The 15,635-nt window shown below is 49.6% G+C and carries 12 protein-coding genes; 8 read left to right on the forward strand and 4 right to left on the reverse strand.

Annotated elements, in window-relative coordinates:
- Positions 1 to 290: 290 nt before the first annotated feature.
- The 4 genes from CX664_RS03345 (at position 291) to CX664_RS03360 (ending at position 2,386) form a co-directional block, all read left to right on the forward strand.
- The gene (locus CX664_RS03345; RefSeq protein ID WP_101745360.1) at positions 291 to 872 is read left to right on the forward strand and encodes a gamma carbonic anhydrase family protein; all 582 of its coding nucleotides are present in this window, start codon (positions 291 to 293) and stop codon (positions 870 to 872) included.
- 192 nt (positions 873 to 1,064) lie between these two features.
- The gene (locus CX664_RS03350) at positions 1,065 to 1,295 is read left to right on the forward strand and encodes a hypothetical protein (RefSeq protein ID WP_145999792.1); all 231 of its coding nucleotides are present in this window, start codon (positions 1,065 to 1,067) and stop codon (positions 1,293 to 1,295) included.
- Positions 1,296 to 1,389: 94 nt separating this feature from the next.
- A complete protein-coding gene (locus CX664_RS03355) occupies positions 1,390 to 1,980 on the forward strand; it encodes a YhgN family NAAT transporter (RefSeq protein WP_101745362.1) in 591 nt (196 codons plus the stop codon).
- A gap of 112 nt (positions 1,981 to 2,092) precedes the next feature.
- A complete protein-coding gene (locus CX664_RS03360; protein WP_101745363.1) occupies positions 2,093 to 2,386 on the forward strand; it encodes an ArsR/SmtB family transcription factor in 294 nt (97 codons plus the stop codon).
- Between the two features lie 267 nt (positions 2,387 to 2,653).
- Here CX664_RS03360 and mnmG read toward each other — a convergent pair whose 3' ends face one another.
- Complete coding sequence (gene mnmG / locus CX664_RS03365) at positions 2,654 to 4,534, reverse strand: tRNA uridine-5-carboxymethylaminomethyl(34) synthesis enzyme MnmG (protein ID WP_101745386.1); 1,881 nt, start codon at positions 4,532 to 4,534, stop codon at positions 2,654 to 2,656.
- Positions 4,535 to 5,206: 672 nt separating this feature from the next.
- On the opposite strand from mnmG, the gene CX664_RS03370 reads away from it, so the two are divergent.
- The 4 genes from CX664_RS03370 (at position 5,207) to CX664_RS03385 (ending at position 11,293) form a co-directional block, all read left to right on the forward strand.
- On the forward strand, positions 5,207 to 6,217 hold the full coding sequence (locus CX664_RS03370; RefSeq protein ID WP_101745364.1) for a Fe(3+) ABC transporter substrate-binding protein: 1,011 nt from the start codon (positions 5,207 to 5,209) through the stop codon (positions 6,215 to 6,217).
- Between the two features lie 13 nt (positions 6,218 to 6,230).
- Positions 6,231 to 7,868 (forward strand): ABC transporter permease, encoded by a 1,638-nt coding sequence (locus CX664_RS03375; RefSeq protein WP_101745365.1) that lies wholly within the window; start codon positions 6,231 to 6,233, stop codon positions 7,866 to 7,868.
- A complete protein-coding gene (locus CX664_RS03380) occupies positions 7,865 to 9,064 on the forward strand; it encodes an ABC transporter ATP-binding protein (RefSeq protein ID WP_101745366.1) in 1,200 nt (399 codons plus the stop codon). Before CX664_RS03375 ends, CX664_RS03380 begins: the two co-directional genes overlap by 4 nt.
- 201 nt (positions 9,065 to 9,265) lie before the next feature.
- The gene (locus tag CX664_RS03385; protein ID WP_101745367.1) at positions 9,266 to 11,293 is read left to right on the forward strand and encodes an F-box/WD repeat-containing protein; all 2,028 of its coding nucleotides are present in this window, start codon (positions 9,266 to 9,268) and stop codon (positions 11,291 to 11,293) included.
- Between the two features lie 143 nt (positions 11,294 to 11,436).
- Here CX664_RS03385 and CX664_RS03390 read toward each other — a convergent pair whose 3' ends face one another.
- The 3 genes from CX664_RS03390 to CX664_RS03400 are packed head-to-tail and all read right to left on the reverse strand — an operon-like array spanning position 11,437 to position 15,634.
- On the reverse strand, positions 11,437 to 12,774 hold the full coding sequence (locus CX664_RS03390) for a lysine N(6)-hydroxylase/L-ornithine N(5)-oxygenase family protein (RefSeq protein WP_101745368.1): 1,338 nt from the start codon (positions 12,772 to 12,774) through the stop codon (positions 11,437 to 11,439).
- The gene (locus CX664_RS03395) at positions 12,771 to 14,609 is read right to left on the reverse strand and encodes an IucA/IucC family protein (protein WP_101745369.1); all 1,839 of its coding nucleotides are present in this window, start codon (positions 14,607 to 14,609) and stop codon (positions 12,771 to 12,773) included. The genes CX664_RS03390 and CX664_RS03395 overlap by 4 nt, the downstream gene beginning before the upstream one ends.
- Complete coding sequence (locus tag CX664_RS03400; RefSeq protein WP_101745370.1) at positions 14,606 to 15,634, reverse strand: GNAT family N-acetyltransferase; 1,029 nt, start codon at positions 15,632 to 15,634, stop codon at positions 14,606 to 14,608. Before CX664_RS03400 ends, CX664_RS03395 begins: the two co-directional genes overlap by 4 nt.
- Position 15,635: the final 1 nt, after the last annotated feature.

A 15,635-nucleotide genomic window follows, 5' to 3' on the forward strand; every position in this document is an offset into this window, starting at 1 on the left:
TTAAATTTCATGGTAATTATTGGTAATAGATGGGTGCGTCATCCGGTGAATTCAAGCAGAATCCGGTCAATGCACCAGGAGGCTGTCCGAGAATAGCGCCCGTAGCGAGGATGGCAGAAAATTGAGGATAAAAAGTCGGAATTTTTTAGTTAATAGTGGTTCTATTTACTAAAAAATTCCGACTTTTTAGACCAATTTGCTGCCACCGCAGTAGGGCAGTCTATTCTCGGACAGCCTCCTAGCCATTATTTGCATCCACTGAGGCAGAAACATCAGAGGAGTCCTGCTCAATGAGTCAAGCCATCCGAAGCTTCAATAATAAAATGCCAGTTCTTGGCGAAAGGGTCTATATCGACGAGAGCTCAGTTGTGCTTGGCGATGTCACGATCGGCAATGACAGCTCGGTATGGCCAACGGCGGTTATTCGTGGCGATATGCATTCCATCCGTATTGGCGACAGAACCAGCATACAGGATGGTTCAGTTCTGCACATTACCCATGCCAGTGATTTCAACCCCGCTGGCCATCCGTTGACCATTGGTGATGATGTAACAGTAGGGCATAAAGCGGTTTTGCATGGTTGTACCATCAATAACCGGTGCCTGATTGGTATTGGTGCCATTATTCTGGATGGTGCCGTGGTGGAAGAAGAAGTCATTGTCGCAGCCGGTTGCCTGGTACCTCCTGGCAAGCGTCTTGAGAGTGGTTTTGTCTACAAGGGAAGCCCGGCCAAAAAAACACGGGAACTATCGGAAAAAGAGCGCAGTTTCTTCCAATACACCGCTGGAAACTATGTCAAACTGAAAGATAATTATCTTGATAATCAGGCTCTTGATAGTCAGGCTCTTGATAGTCAGGCTCTTAATAAATAGTAGAAGGGCTGCATCCAGCCCTTGAGCCAGTCCTTAATACCACTTAAAAATCATAACGTTAATTACTCCCCCTGCATTTTTTAATCATCCTTATGAACTTAAGTAGTAATGACGCACAGACTGGTCATAACTAATCTGAAATTATCAATACAAAATATGACTTTTTTCATTTACTGCCAGAAGGAATTTCATATGAGCCAACTTTACGATGTGAGCCAGGAAAACAACCCTATTTATATACAAGCCGAGTTAGCCGATGCAGCCTTAAAAGCCGAACAATTAAGGGAAGCCAGGGAAGCCGCCGATAAGCACCACTTCAAGCTCCAGTTGGAGGAAACCATTGATCTTGACGGCAATGGTGATGGCAGGAGCCACGATTCCCGGTTGCTGAATATCCTTGCCCGTCAAAGTGTCATAGGCTGATTTATTGCCCTGAATACCCCACCAGAGGCCTATCTATGCCTCTGGTGAATATGTTATAAGCGCGTCCAGATAAACACAGCTGGCTTTTTCAAACATGGACATTTATTCAACCGTTATACTGCTATTCCTGATCATGGATCCTTTGGGCAATATGCCTGTCTTTATCTCAGTTCTGAAAGGAGTTCCTGAACAGAGGCGTAGCAAGGTGCTTATCAGAGAGCTGCTGATTGCCCTGGTTATTCTTCTGATCTTCCTTTTTGCCGGAAAATACCTGCTGCTATCACTGCATTTGAAGCAGGAATCGGTGAGTATTGCCGGTGCGATTATCCTGTTTATTATCGCCATTCGCATGATTTTCCCATCCAGCCGGGGTGGCGGCATCATGGGCAGTACCCCAGACGGTGAACCATTTATTGTTCCCCTGGCGATTCCCCTGATTGCCGGCCCATCCATTCTGGCAACGCTGATGCTGGTCTCCAGCCAGCATCCGGGAAATCAGTGGCCACTGGCCATGGCCGTTTTTATCTCCTGGGCATTGAGCGCCGCCATTCTGATGATGTCGGGTAAAATTATGAAACTACTGGGTAGTCGGGGCATATTTGCTATTGAGCGGCTGATGGGGATGATCCTGGTGATGCTCTCTGTGCAGATGTTTATGGATGGTATTGCTCACTATTCGGCCTAGTAAATACTTACTGACTGCTTCCTGAAAACAATCAACAAACCGGAAGCAGTTCCTGTACAAACCCACCATATTTCCACTATCATCGAACTATTTTCCTCATAAGTTTTCTACCATGGATCTAGATACCTGCGCCAAGGCTCTGAAAGAGTTGGGTCACCCTTCACGACTTGGAATCTACAAACGCCTGGTCAGGTCTGGCCATCAGGGTGTGCCGGTGGGAGCCCTGCAAAAAGAGCTGGACATTCCGGGTTCAACCCTTTCCCATCATATTTCAGCCCTGGTCTCTGTGGGGCTGGTTAAGCAGAAGCGGGATGGCAGGACACTGTATTGCATTCCCCAGTTCGCCACCTTCAATGAGGTCATGGGGTTTCTCAGCGAGGAGTGTTGTGCGGATGAGTCAACGTAATCCGGCGAGGTAGAGTTACCAGTGCCTGATCCATCAGGTACTGGTAACTAGGAGCCTGTAGGACTTAAGACTGTCCTACGCGGCAACTGCTCCTGCGTTGCTCTAGCTCCTGCATCCATGCAGTCGTGCGGTTGCGATAAATTGGTCTAAAAATTCCTGCTTCTTCGTCAAATAGCCCCGCTATTCTCCTCAGAAGCAGAAATTTTTATCCTCAATTTCTCGCAATCCTCGCTACGGACGCTTAAGTCCGACAGCCTCCTAGATCAATTAAGCAGCCATAGAGCGCTTTTTCATATAAACCAGCAATAGAGATACGGCAGCAGGTGTCATCCCCTGGATACGGGCAGCACGGCCCAGTGTCTCCGGTCGGGCATCGGTCAGCTTCTGCTTCAGCTCGTTGGAAAGCCCTTCGATCAATGTGTAGTCCAGCGTCTGTGGTATGCGGGTGTTCTCATAACGTCGCATACGGTCTATCTCTTCGGTCTGACGGTCAATATAGCCCTGATACTTGGTCTGTATCTCCACCTGTTCCGCGACCTGATCATGGGTTTCCGCGTCTCCCACCAGTCCGGCCACATCGTTATAGGTCAGTTCCGGACGACGCAGCAGTTCCAGAAGGCTGTATTCACGGCTTAAAGGTTTGCTGAGCTTATTTTCCAGGGTACGGGCAGCATCACTACCGGGATGGACAAACGCTGCTCTGAGGCGCTCAGACTCCTTCTCAATACGCTCTTTCTTGTCACTGAATGCCATCCAACGTTGATCATCCACCAGACCCAGTGCCCGGCCTTTCTCCGTCAGGCGCAGGTCGGCGTTATCTTCCCGCAGGATCAACCGGTATTCTGCCCGGCTGGTAAACATGCGGTAAGGCTCACTGGTGCCATTGGTAATCAGGTCATCCACCAGCACACCGATGTAAGCTTCATCACGACGTGGGCACCAGGACTCTTTATCCTGTGCCCTGAGCGCCGCATTCATACCCGCCAACAGCCCCTGTGCCGCCGCTTCTTCATAGCCGGTGGTACCGTTGATTTGACCGGCAAAGAACAAGCCACCAATGGCTTTGGTTTCCAGGGAGTACTTAAGCCCTCTCGGGTCAAAGTAATCGTACTCGATGGCGTAACCGGGACGGGTAATATGGGCATTTTCCAGACCACGAATGGATTGGATCAGATTGATCTGCACATCAAAGGGCAAACTGGTGGAGATGCCATTGGGATACAGCTCATGGGTGGACAACCCTTCCGGCTCCAGAAAGACCTGATGGGAGGTTTTATCCGCAAACCGGGTAATTTTATCCTCAATGGATGGGCAATACCTCGGACCTATCCCTTCAATTACCCCGGTAAACATGGGTGAACGGTCCAGTCCTCCACGGATGATCTCGTGGGTACGCTCATTGGTATGGGTGATATAACAGGACACCTGTTCAGGGTGATGCTCAACCGTGCCAAGGTAAGACATCGCCGGCATCGGGGTATCCCCCGGTTGCGCTTCCATCACGGAAAAATCCACACTTCGGGCATCAATACGGGCAGGCGTCCCTGTTTTCAGACGTCGAACATCCAGAGGCAGTTCTCTCAGCCGGTTGGCCAGGGCAATGGATGGCGGATCACCGGCCCGGCCACCGCTGTGGTTTTCCAGACCAATATGAATTCGACCGCCCAGGAAAGTACCTGCGGTCAGAACAACGTTTGCGGCAAGAAAACGAACGCCCATGTTGGTCACGACACCACGCACCTGGCTGGTGTTGTCATCAACCACCAGATCATCTGCAGACTGCTGAAATATCCACAGGTTCTCCTGGTTTTCCAGAATCGAACGAATGGCGGCCTTGTAAAGTGCCCGGTCAGCCTGTGCCCGGGTAGCCCTGACCGCCGGTCCTTTTCTGCCATTGAGCACCCGAAACTGGATACCGGCAAGGTCCGTCGCTGTTGCCATGGCACCGCCAAGGGCATCCACCTCTTTGACCAGATGACTTTTACCAATCCCGCCAATGGCCGGATTACAGGACATCATCCCCAGCGTTTCGATGTTATGGGTCAATAACAACGTTTTAACGCCCATACGAGCTGCCGCCAGGGCGGCCTCCGTACCGGCATGACCACCACCGATCACAATCACATCAAATTGTTTTGGGAAATCCACTGCCAACGTCTGTCACCTGTTATCAAGAGGAGATAAGGCTAGCAATTATACACCGGTTAGCCAGTGCTGTGACCCATCATTGGATAAGCGTGACCTGAAGACTTCACAGTGCCAGCCCGATAACCAGGCTTGCATAACGGGCGTGAGTGGCAACCGGTCACGTAATTTTACTCACAGCCAGTAGATCTGCCCAAAAAGTTTGGTTTTTTCTTATCAAACGACGAAGTTCTTCCAGGTAAACAACAGTAATAACAGCGAATAGCTGTTTTTTAATGTTATCTTATTTTTTTTATTGATATTGGTGTTGATAAAATCTGTGGATAAACATATAAAACCCTTTATTTTCAATAGATTATAAATTGAACAACCCTGTTACATTGTTGGTCACAAGCTTTAGTTAACCTGTCATTAAACTGTGGAAAAAAACGACCTTATCCACAGGGTAATTTTATCAAAGGGTTATTCCCTGTGTTGTTCATAGCTTATCTGTGTATATTTCCACATTTCCATAATGCCCGGGTACTTTGCCCGACAGTCAGCTGTTATGGGATCTACCGGGTAATTGGCGGATTTATCGCCATTGAATTTATCCACAGAGCAATAAAGCAGTTGCGAAGTCAGGGAAAATAAGTACAATTCGCAAACGATAATAATTCTTGTTTACAGACTGCTATGAAAAAACTCCTCTCTATTACTTCCGCTATTGCGATTTCCTGTTCTTCTTTGCTGGCCCAGGCTGCCGAAGAGGTCAATATCTACTCTTATCGTCAGCCTTTTCTGATTGAGCCCATGCTGAAAGACTTTGAACAGGAAACGGGCGTAAAGGTTAACGTGGTGTTTGCCAAGAAAGGTCTGGAGGAGCGTATTGAGCGGGAAGGCAAATTCAGCCCGGCAGATGTCGTACTGACTTCCGACATGATCAGTCTTTTTGATCTGGTTGACCGTCAACTGGTACAACCCGTGAACAGTAAAACCATTAATGAGAACATCCCTGTGCACTTAAGGGACCCGGATAACCAGTGGTACTCATTAACCATGCGGGTGCGTAATATTTACAGCTCCAGGCGCAGCGACAAGCCCGTTGATATCAACTACGAAGACCTGGCCAGCAGCAAGTTTAAAGGCAAGATCTGTACCCGCAGTGGCAAGCACCCCTACAACATTGGCCTGGTCGCCTCGATGATCGCCCATAACGGTGAAGCACAAACCAAACAGTGGCTGGAAGGGGTAAAAGCCAACCTGGCCCGTCGTCCCCAGGGGAATGACCGGGCCCAGGTCAAAGCGATCAAAGAGGGGGTTTGTGATGTCTCTCTGGGCAACAGCTACTATTTTGGCAAGATGATGGAAAATGATGATCAGAAAGCCTGGGCTGATGCCGTTTATATTAACTTCCCGAACCAGAAGACGGTGGGTTCCCATGTCAACATTAGTGGCATGGTGATGGCAAAGTACGCACCGAACAAGGATAATGCCCTCAGGCTGATGGAGTACCTGGCCAGTGAAGAGGCTCAATCCATTTATGCCCGGGACAATATGGAATACCCGGTCAACCCGAACGTTCCAGTGTCTGACACCGTGGCGGCATGGGGAGAATTCAAGGCGGATCCACTGCCTATTTCAGACATTGCCGCCAACCGAACCAAGGCTCAACGTCTTCTGGACGAAGTAAAATTTGATCTTTAGATCTTATTAGTGCATGAATCACAACTTACCAACCTACTGGAGGGCTGGCAGCTGGCTGCTGGCCCTTTTACTTTTTTCCCCTGTTATCGCCCTGGTCCTGGAGGCTCTCGCCCCTGCCAGCGAGTTATTTGACCATCTTTGGGATACCGTCCTGACCACCTACATCGTGAACAGTGTTCTTCTGATTCTCGGGGTAGGGGGACTTGGGGCTGTTCTGGCGATCCCTGCCGCCTGGGTGATGGCCAATGCCCGGATTCCGGCAAGAGATCAGCTTCAGTGGTTACTGGTATTACCACTGGCCATGCCATCCTACGTTATTGCCTATATCTATACCGACCTGCTGGAATTTGCCGGACCAGTGCAGCGTTTTCTCAGAGCGCTCACGGGTTGGACGTCAGCCGCAGACTATTCCTTCCCGGAAATACGCAGCCTGGGCGGCGCTATTATTGTGCTTGCCCTGGTGCTTTATCCCTATCTGTATCTGCTGGCCAGAACCGCGTTTCTTGAGCAATCGAAAAGCCAGACCCTGGCCAGCCGACTGTTAGGTTGCTCACCACTGCACAGTTTTTTCCGGGTAACCCTGCCCATGGCCCGTCCCGCCATCATTACCGGTCTGGCGCTTATGGGCATGGAAGCCCTGGGTGATTTTGCCACGGTAAGCTATTTTTCCGTGCCCACATTAACCACGGCGGTATACGACACCTGGCTAGGTTATGGCAGCCTGAATGCGGCGGCAAAAATCTCGGCCATGATGTTGCTGGTGGTCATGTTGTTGATCAGCATGGAAAAATACAGCCGTCGTAAACAGCAGCTGTACCAGAAAAATACCGGGCAGGAGCAGCGGGAGTTGATCGAGCTTTCCGGCTGGTCAAAATGGCTGGCTATCGGCTGGTGCTGGCTGCTGGTCACCCTGGGTTTTTTGCTGCCTTCTCTGGTGCTGGTGGAGTACCTGATTGCTTATTTCGATGATTCATGGAGCAGTGCTCTGTTTGAATACGGTATCAACAGTCTGATGGTTTCCGGTTCCGCCGCTGCAGTTGCCTGCTTTATTGCCTTGTTCCTGGGTGTTTATCAGCGTTTACAGCGCACGAGCTTGTCCCGTATCCCTGCTCGCCTGGCCTCCACCGGTTACGCCCTGCCGGGCAATGTTCTGGCCATTGGGGTACTGATCCCTATGACGCTCTCGGATAATTTGCTCAACGAACTGCTGATTCACTGGCACCAGTCACCGGTTGGGCTTATGTTCAGTGGCTCTGCCATTACCCTGGTGTTTGCCTACGTGGTGCGGTTCTCCGCCGTTGCGGTTGGCAGCGTTGAGTCCAGTCTTGGGCGAGTGTCTCCGTCACTGGATATGGCCAGCCGAACCCTGGGGTGTAACCCCGAGGAAATGGTCAAGCGTGTGCATCTGCCGTTAATTCGCAAAGGCATGCTGGCAGGGCTGCTGCTGGTATTTATTGAGGGAATGAAAGAGCTGCCTGCCACACTGCTACTGCGCCCCTTTAATTTTGAAACACTGGCTACCCGGGTCTTCCAATATGTGTCTGATGAGCAGCTGGAATATGCGGCACCTGCCGCATTAGTGCTGGTTCTGGTAGGATTGGTGCCCCTTATTATGCTTAATCGCTCTCTGGAAAGGCAGGAACAGCAATGAGTGCCCTGAACATCACTGAACTTGCCTGTGCTTATGATCGGTCAGCCAGAAAAAGCAGCGCCACTGCCGATCCTCTGGTCCTGTCCGGGGTAAACCTGGCCATAGAGGATGGTGAAATTGTCTGCCTGCTGGGTCGCAGTGGCTGTGGTAAGTCGACCTTATTAAAAGCGATCGCCGGTTTGATTCAACCGGTATCCGGCACCATTGAACTGCATGGCCGGGAAGTCAGCTCAGCTGCCCGGGTAACACCGCCAGAGCAGCGGGGCATCGGCATGATCTTTCAGGATTATGCCCTGTTTCCCCACCTGACGGTGTTTGACAATATCAGTTTTGGACTTAACAGTTTTGGACTTAAGGGAGCCTTCGGCCAGAACAAACAGACCTCCGAACAAGTCAGGCAACGGGTTCAGGATATGCTGCAGCTGGTGAACCTTTACGGTCTTGACCAGCGCTATCCACATGAACTGTCCGGAGGACAGCAACAACGGGTGGCCATCGCCAGGGCACTGGCCAACGAGCCTTCCATTCTGTTGCTGGATGAGCCGTTTTCCAATATCGACAGCCAGGTCCGTCAGCATCTGGTCAGGGAAATACGGGATATTCTGAAGCAGCAAAAAGTCGCTGGACTGTTTGTGACCCACAGTCGTGAAGAAGGTTTTGCTTTTGCGGATACCATCGCTGTCATGGGGCAGGGCAGAATCATGCAGCAGGGGACGGCCTTCGATGTCTATCACTACCCTGATAACCGTTTTATTGCCGACTTTATGGGGGCCGGCAATGTTCTGCCGGCCACCATTGAAGATGAGTTTCATGTGAGCACCCCGTTAGGCGTTGTGGCATCCACCCAACCGCTCTCTGTGGAAAAGGCAGGCACAAGCCTGGAGTTGTTTATCCGACCACAGATGGTTGCCCTCTCGGCTGTGGATAAATCTGAAGGCTTACTGTCTCAGGCCTCTACCGATACTTTTCCACAGGCCACCATTACCCGGCAGCAGTTTATGGGAAAAGGTATACGCAGCGAGATTCACCTGGACTGTTGCCAGGGGAGTTATCAGCTGGTAGCAGAGCATTCAAATCCGGTAGCCGGGAATGCCAACGTTCAACTGAACATTATTCCCCATGATCTGGTGCTGTTTGATGCTGATGGCCTGAACGCACGCCAAAAAGAAGAACCGCAACATGACGCCAAGACATAACTGATGTCAGGCTAACCCGGATATTTCATAAACTTGCTCCCGTTTGTCCTTTGCCGCTCTTAGGGAGTTTTGCTCATTCGACCGTACTCCCCGGTACTTCGCTCCCTCACAAAATCCCTTAGCGCGACAAAGTCCTGAGAATTATTTCAGATATGCCATCTCTGGACTAACCTCTTAATCAGATTTTTCCGGAGTGATCTGATGAGAGAGTTTATCTTGCCATTGCCTCCTGCACAGGAAAAACCAGATGAACCTTGTCTGAGTGAAACGAATCCGGTTATTCCTGAACAATCAGCTCATTTTCACAGGTGGAGTATTACCTCGCTACCGGTGGAATTATTGTTGAAAATTACCGGTTATTTACCCCTTAAGGACGCGTGTAATTTGGCACTTGTTTCCAGAAGAATGCACACTGTCCTGAATGAATATGGATTATTTGAAGTTGTTCGGTGCTACGGGAATCTGAGTAAGAATGAACAGCTGTTTTACCGGAGTCTGAGTATTACCAATCAACCACTGATTCATCATCTGCGGACATCAAAAATACAAGTCATTGCCGGGCAATCGTATTGTACTGAAAATTTTCCGGCAATCTGTGCATATCACGCTGATCATTTACGCAATGAAACCATTAATGCCACCTCACTTAAATTTGTGCTGCAAAACTCGTTTGGCAGGGAAGATAACATCATTGATTACTTTCTCAATGAGAATCACAGTCGGCTGCTCATTAATGATCGTCACGGCTCTCAGAGTTCTATCTGGACGGCGGGAAGTAATGGCTGCTGGAACAGGGAATTCACTATTGAGGGGCGCTGTTTCTTCGATTGTTTTAATAGCATTGATCAATACCATGACAATACTGTTTTTATCTCTGTTGATCCTCCCCCCTCTGATAGACCTGCTTTTAAAACCTATGGCGCTAAAGACGCTTTACTGTCGATTATTCAGCGGGATGGGAAAGGCTTATGGACTGAAACACAGCAAATGACTGTCGCTGAGCTTTTTCCCCATGTTGGTAATGAACAAAGTATTGATGTTAACTCTTTATCTTTTGAGGTTTCACCCGATGGCAAATCTCTGATTTATTCTGCATACACCACGCATAGCATGATTTTAAGTCGGGAATTGAATGGTCAATGGGCAACCAAAGGTGATTGCCCCCGGGGTTACAGTATTTTCAGCCCGGACAGCAATCATATTGCCATCGATCTTGAAGAATGTATCGGATTCTTTGGCAAACAAAAGGATGGCCGCTGGCTAGCCAACGGGATACTGAAATTTAACATGTATACAACGGCTCTGACAAAAACAGGAATAGATATTGATGATATAGGAGGTTTTGACACAATTGCATTCAGTCCGGACAGTCAACATTTTGCGGCATGTTTCAATTATGCCGGGGAAGATTCCGACGACATGGAAATACATGTAGAGGATTTCTTCGTGGTTGTTTTTAGTCTTGGTGATAACGGTCGATGGTCTGAAACCATAAGAATCACTAAACATCAGCCCCACCCCGTCCTATGTATATCACTGGAAGTAACCTTCAGTCCCGATAGTCAGTATCTGGTTGTTCATAGCGAAGATAATTTTGATATCTGGCATTTAACGGATAACAACGGTTGGGTAGCGGAAATAAAAGATCATGACTATTTCCAGAAGTCCGGGAGGGTTTTGCCTAATTCAATGGTGACATTCAATGTGGACTCCTCGGTATTTGTGCTGTTTCAGGAGGGATCTGCAATGGTCTGGCAATTGGACGGGGCCGGAATGTGGCACTGCCAGCACATGTTTACTTATATTTGTGACAGGGGATATCCTCGCAGGTCTGCAAACTCCGCTGTTCCTACTGCCCAGAAGCTCAGCCCGGACGGACACTCGATTATTTGTACTGACGATCGGGGGAGGCTGGATATCCAGGTGCAAAAGAAATACGGTGAATGGGTCCGGCAAACCCCGGACTCTGATTTACGACTCTGTGAACCGGATTTTAATCACGGTGGGTCCCTTTTTGCCGGCCTTGATGTTAACGACAAATCTTGCCTGGTTGTACTGGGCATAACCCCAAAGGGTGTCTGGCAGGAAAAGGGCCGCCTGCAAGCGGAGGGTTGCATTGACAGCTTCAAATTCAGTCCTTGCGGTCACTCCATACAGATCAGCTCTATGGATGGCGACCGGAAAATCCTGTCTTTTTGGCGGATCGAGCGGGAGGTTGACCAAGAATAGCCACCGTATGTAATGTAGCAGCAGCTGCCCGATAGAGCAGTCCATTCTCAGACAGCCTCTTACATCAGATTGCATGCCTTTCTTTAATCTGAATTTAAAGGACTATTCCACCAACCTTATAGATAGAGGTTGGTGAAAAAAAACTACCCATTTTCTCCTTTGCCATTGGTCAGAAAATCCGTATTACTCTGCCAGTGGATAAAACCGGGGGGGTGATTGACCGGAAATACATCGTCGTTCATCAAGTCATTGATGATGGTTGCTGAGCGCCAGGCCGTGAGGCTCAACTGCGGCTCAACAATGCCGTGACTGTGTAAACCGGCATTCACCGCATAAATCCGTCGGTCTTCCGGGCCATCCCAGGCCACTTTAAAACTTGGGGATAGCTTGAATCGATTTTGCTGATCCAGCGTTAACCGTTCCCGAATCGGCTCCAGATACTCGGGCAGTGCATTCTGAAAGCCAGTACATAGAATAACCACGTCAGCGCCCAGCCGTTCATCACATTCTGACAATGCATTGAATAAACGCAGATCATAATAGCCTGTGGACGTTAAGGACATATCCGCTAACGTTCGATCCGGCAGCAATTGCCAGCTCACATCACCGTTGCCAAGATAGGTTCGGTCATAAAGCTCCCGGTAGAGTTCCAGCAGATAGGCCGGGGTAATTCCATCACTTGCCAGCTTTTGATAATTGACGATGTGCTGTTTTTTATCACTGGGCAGTGACAGAAACTGGCTCACATAGCCCGGGGTGAAATACTCATTGGTAAAGGGGCTTTCATCCAGAGGTTCAAAACCCGCTCGCCGGGATACCCAGTTCACCTGAGTAACCTTTCCCCACTGGCCTCGCAGACAGTTCAGGAAGACTTCGGCCCCGGTCTGTCCGCCGCCAATAACCGCCACCCGTTTATTGGCTAAATCTACATCCTGAGTCATCAGGCTACCGGCATGGAAGCAGTGCGGGCCGAGCCATCGCCGGGTACACTGCGGGGTATAGGGTGATTTGCCGGTGCCCAGACAGAGATTTCTGGCTTTAAAGGATTGATGGTCAGACTTCAGCACAAAGTGATGATCGGTAAAGCTGACTTCCCGAATTTCAGTATCAAACGTGACCGAACCCAGGTTAGTTGCCACCCAGCTCAGGTATTCAACAAACTCTGTACGACTGATGACCATTTTTTCGGTGGAGAGAAATGAGTAAAAACGCCCTTTATTGACCAGAAATGAAATAAACGACCATGGGCTTGTGGGCTGAACAGCGGTAACCAGGTCTTTCAGGCAGGAAGTTTGCATATGAGCCCCTGGAAGCATTAAACCCGGATGCCAGCCAAAGGTTGCTTTTTTGTCAAAAAACCGGGTTGAAATGGTGGGCTGACTATCCAGCAGGGCAGCCAGGCTCAAATTGAATGGCCCGGCACCCAGTCCTGCCAGTTCCAGAATATCGGTTTCGCAATCCGTGATTTTTTGCAATCTCATGGCACTTCCCTGAATGTCGTTGCTAATGGGTTGTTAAGCGGTGTACCCAGTTCCGGCAGTGGACGTTCACTGGCGTCACCATAACCCAGTTTGAATCGGACTCTGTTCAGGCAAACACGGGCCATTTCCGGTTGGAACAGGTCAAACAGTTTAAAGCGCCCGTTCAGTTCCGGATGTGCTTTCATATACAACTGCAGTTGTTTACCAAGGAGTCCGTAAAAGTCCACCTCCGAAAACCCTTTTTCCGCCAGGCCTTTTTCTGCCAGACAAGCGGAAATAAAGCGCAGAACGCTGACAAAGTGCCCCGTCTGCAAGTCATGGATAAGGTATTCAGCGGGCAGTCTCGTAGTCACTGAGCGGGCATAGTCACTCAGGCTTTCCAGCTCAGGAAAGTCCTGATCAATAAGACGCAAGTCCCCCTGAAAATCTTTAAGAGCAACACGGACAGGCTGATGATGCTCAAGCACCACCGTGACATTCTGGCCATGGGCCACCAGGCCAACACCGTATTTACAGAGCAAATGGTAGAGTGGGATGACCACCGAATTGAACAGTCGGGTCAACCATTGTCTGGCTGACAGCCCTGAACGGTGAATGTACTCATGGATGAGCGGTTCATTGAAACCATCCCGTTGAAACAGGGTGGAGATCAGGACAGCACGTTCAGATGTCTTGATTTTGTCGTGTACACTCTGTCGCCAGATGCAGCCCAGCATCTCATGATAACGATAGGGAGCATCCTCAACCTGGGTAAATATCGGGTTGGGGTAGAAGGCACCTGCGGGCTCTTCAAGGATGATGACGCCCCGGTTTGCCAGCGTTGGGTCAGTATTCACAATATTGGCCAGCCACCTGGATATCATCGGCCCGGCCTTGATGTATTGACCGGGAATACCCCGATAGCAGGAGGTGTTTAAAATCGAGAGCGGCAGCTTAATGTTCAACTGTTTGGGTCTCTGCCGGTTTGATAGCGTACGCAGAGACTGTTGCGGCAACATGGGATCACCAAAAGCCCCCAGATGAACGATACGACCCGCGGCAATCTCACCAGCAAATAAATTCACCAGCTTGTTCTGCCACTGCCATGGGTGAACCGGCAGTAGGAAATACGCTTCTGCTGTTAAATTCATTCCATGAAAGACGTCTAAAAGCTTAGCCTGAGCCTCCGTATCAAGCACTGCAGACAATAACGCCTGCTCAGAAAGGTCGTCTATTTTAGATAGCTGACAATGGTTTCGGCTGACGGCCAGCCATTCCAGTTGAATATCCGGCAGAAATTCGGTGGCATAGGCCTCATAGTCATTGCCCCCCCAACCGATACGGCCTTTGCTGACGGTCACTTTCGGGTGACCATCCAGATAACATTGGAGTTCATCATCGGTCAGGTCAATCAACTCAGCGGCAGTTTTTTGATGGTAGTTCTGCTGTACCCGAACTTCGGCCATCAGGGTGTTGGCCAGCTCTTCCAGAAAATTTGCCAATATTACCGACGTGAGATGAAGCTCTGTCCGGGCATCAATAAATAACTGACTGACATCGGGAAATGAGGAGCACTGACCATCAGGTCCGGTACGAATAATGGAGGCCGGGTCAATGATCAATTGATCCCAGACGGTTCGCCAGGCTGCAAACTGATAGCTGGTGCCACTTTGCAGCTCCAGGGTGAAATCACCGTTATCAAGCTCCAGTGGTGAAATTGCTTCTTCCCAGCTCAGTTCACTGAGACTTTTGGCCAGCAAACGTTGGTTAGCCTGTAACCAGAAAGAGGAGGGTTTGGTCTTCAGTGGACTCTTCCGTAGACTCTTTAGTAGAGACTGTGTGACCGCCTGATTCATAGCTGTACCTCCCTGAAAAATGTACGTCGATAACCGTTTACCAGAGCTGCCCGTTTATGGGGGAAATCAAACGTTTTGACAAACGACCAGCCGGCAGGTGCCAGCAACTTCAATAAACGCCGATTGTCGGCCCTTGGCTCGCCAACCAATCGGCCGGTTCTCGGATCGTCCAGATAGAGGAAGTGGGTTATGGATTTGGTCCAGCTATTGGAAAACCGTTTTCCCAGGAAGTCCGGGTTTCCCACCAGAAGATGAAAACCACGGTCCCATGGCTGGCAGTCATAATAGGGAGCAATGCGATCTTCCATCGCCCAGTAAAGCTCAAAGTAACCAAAAGGTTCACCGTTAATACTGCCTAACAGGGGCCAGGTTTTTCTGTCTTTGAGCAGCGTTTGCAGGTAGTTGCGCAGCTCTTCCCTGCTCTTTGCCAGTTCCCAGAACTCAGCAACTCGCGGCTGATTCATCCACTGATGAAAAGTGGCCAGGTCTTCCTCCGGATCAATGGAGCGGAACGAAATAGTGAGATCATTCTGATAATCATAACGATGATAAACGACACCGGAAGGTTGTAACGGTCGCAGCGGGTGGGAAATGCCATTGCTGTTTTCCGTCCAGATTTCTGGCGTCAGTACATTGTTGTTTTGCCAATGCCAAAGCGTACGATTCTGGTAAAAGCCGGTTCTGACGTTGATGCTCTCCCCGGAGGTTTGATCAATATCATGTCGCCATGACCCTGACTCCAGCTGTTCAGATATCAGGGGAGACAAGTGAATTTGTTCCAGCGTTGGATGGTTTGCATACAGATAATCCAGGCCTGCCGCCATGAGATGATCGGGAATCCTGTCCTGCAGGTCGGAGCTATTGGCCGGAGAAATAACCAGCCTGTCGGTGCCAGACATGCTCAAATGCAGTGAAGTGGTAGCATCATTGATCAACAGTGTGTTGGCGCTGAGAGGCTTCAGTGTTATCTCCGGATGCAGAATACCCGGCAGTGTTTTTCCCGGAAGTTTCATTGTTGTTGTCATT

It is taken from the genome of Endozoicomonas acroporae, assembly GCF_002864045.1.
GTDB lineage: Bacteria > Pseudomonadota > Gammaproteobacteria > Pseudomonadales > Endozoicomonadaceae > Endozoicomonas > Endozoicomonas acroporae.

Coding starts and splice junctions, on each gene's coding strand:
- CX664_RS03345 (WP_101745360.1), top strand. CDS start 291: ATGAGTCAAGCCATCCGAAGCTTCAATAATAAAATGCCAGTTCTTGGC.
- CX664_RS03350 (WP_145999792.1), top strand. CDS start 1,065: ATGAGCCAACTTTACGATGTGAGCCAGGAAAACAACCCTATTTATATA.
- CX664_RS03355 (WP_101745362.1), top strand. CDS start 1,390: ATGGACATTTATTCAACCGTTATACTGCTATTCCTGATCATGGATCCT.
- CX664_RS03360 (WP_101745363.1), top strand. CDS start 2,093: ATGGATCTAGATACCTGCGCCAAGGCTCTGAAAGAGTTGGGTCACCCT.
- CX664_RS03370 (WP_101745364.1), top strand. CDS start 5,207: ATGAAAAAACTCCTCTCTATTACTTCCGCTATTGCGATTTCCTGTTCT.
- CX664_RS03375 (WP_101745365.1), top strand. CDS start 6,231: ATGAATCACAACTTACCAACCTACTGGAGGGCTGGCAGCTGGCTGCTG.
- CX664_RS03380 (WP_101745366.1), top strand. CDS start 7,865: ATGAGTGCCCTGAACATCACTGAACTTGCCTGTGCTTATGATCGGTCA.
- CX664_RS03385 (WP_101745367.1), top strand. CDS start 9,266: ATGAGAGAGTTTATCTTGCCATTGCCTCCTGCACAGGAAAAACCAGAT.
- CX664_RS03390 (WP_101745368.1), bottom strand. CDS start 12,774: ATGAGATTGCAAAAAATCACGGATTGCGAAACCGATATTCTGGAACTG.
- CX664_RS03395 (WP_101745369.1), bottom strand. CDS start 14,609: ATGAATCAGGCGGTCACACAGTCTCTACTAAAGAGTCTACGGAAGAGT.
- CX664_RS03400 (WP_101745370.1), bottom strand. CDS start 15,634: ATGACAACAACAATGAAACTTCCGGGAAAAACACTGCCGGGTATTCTG.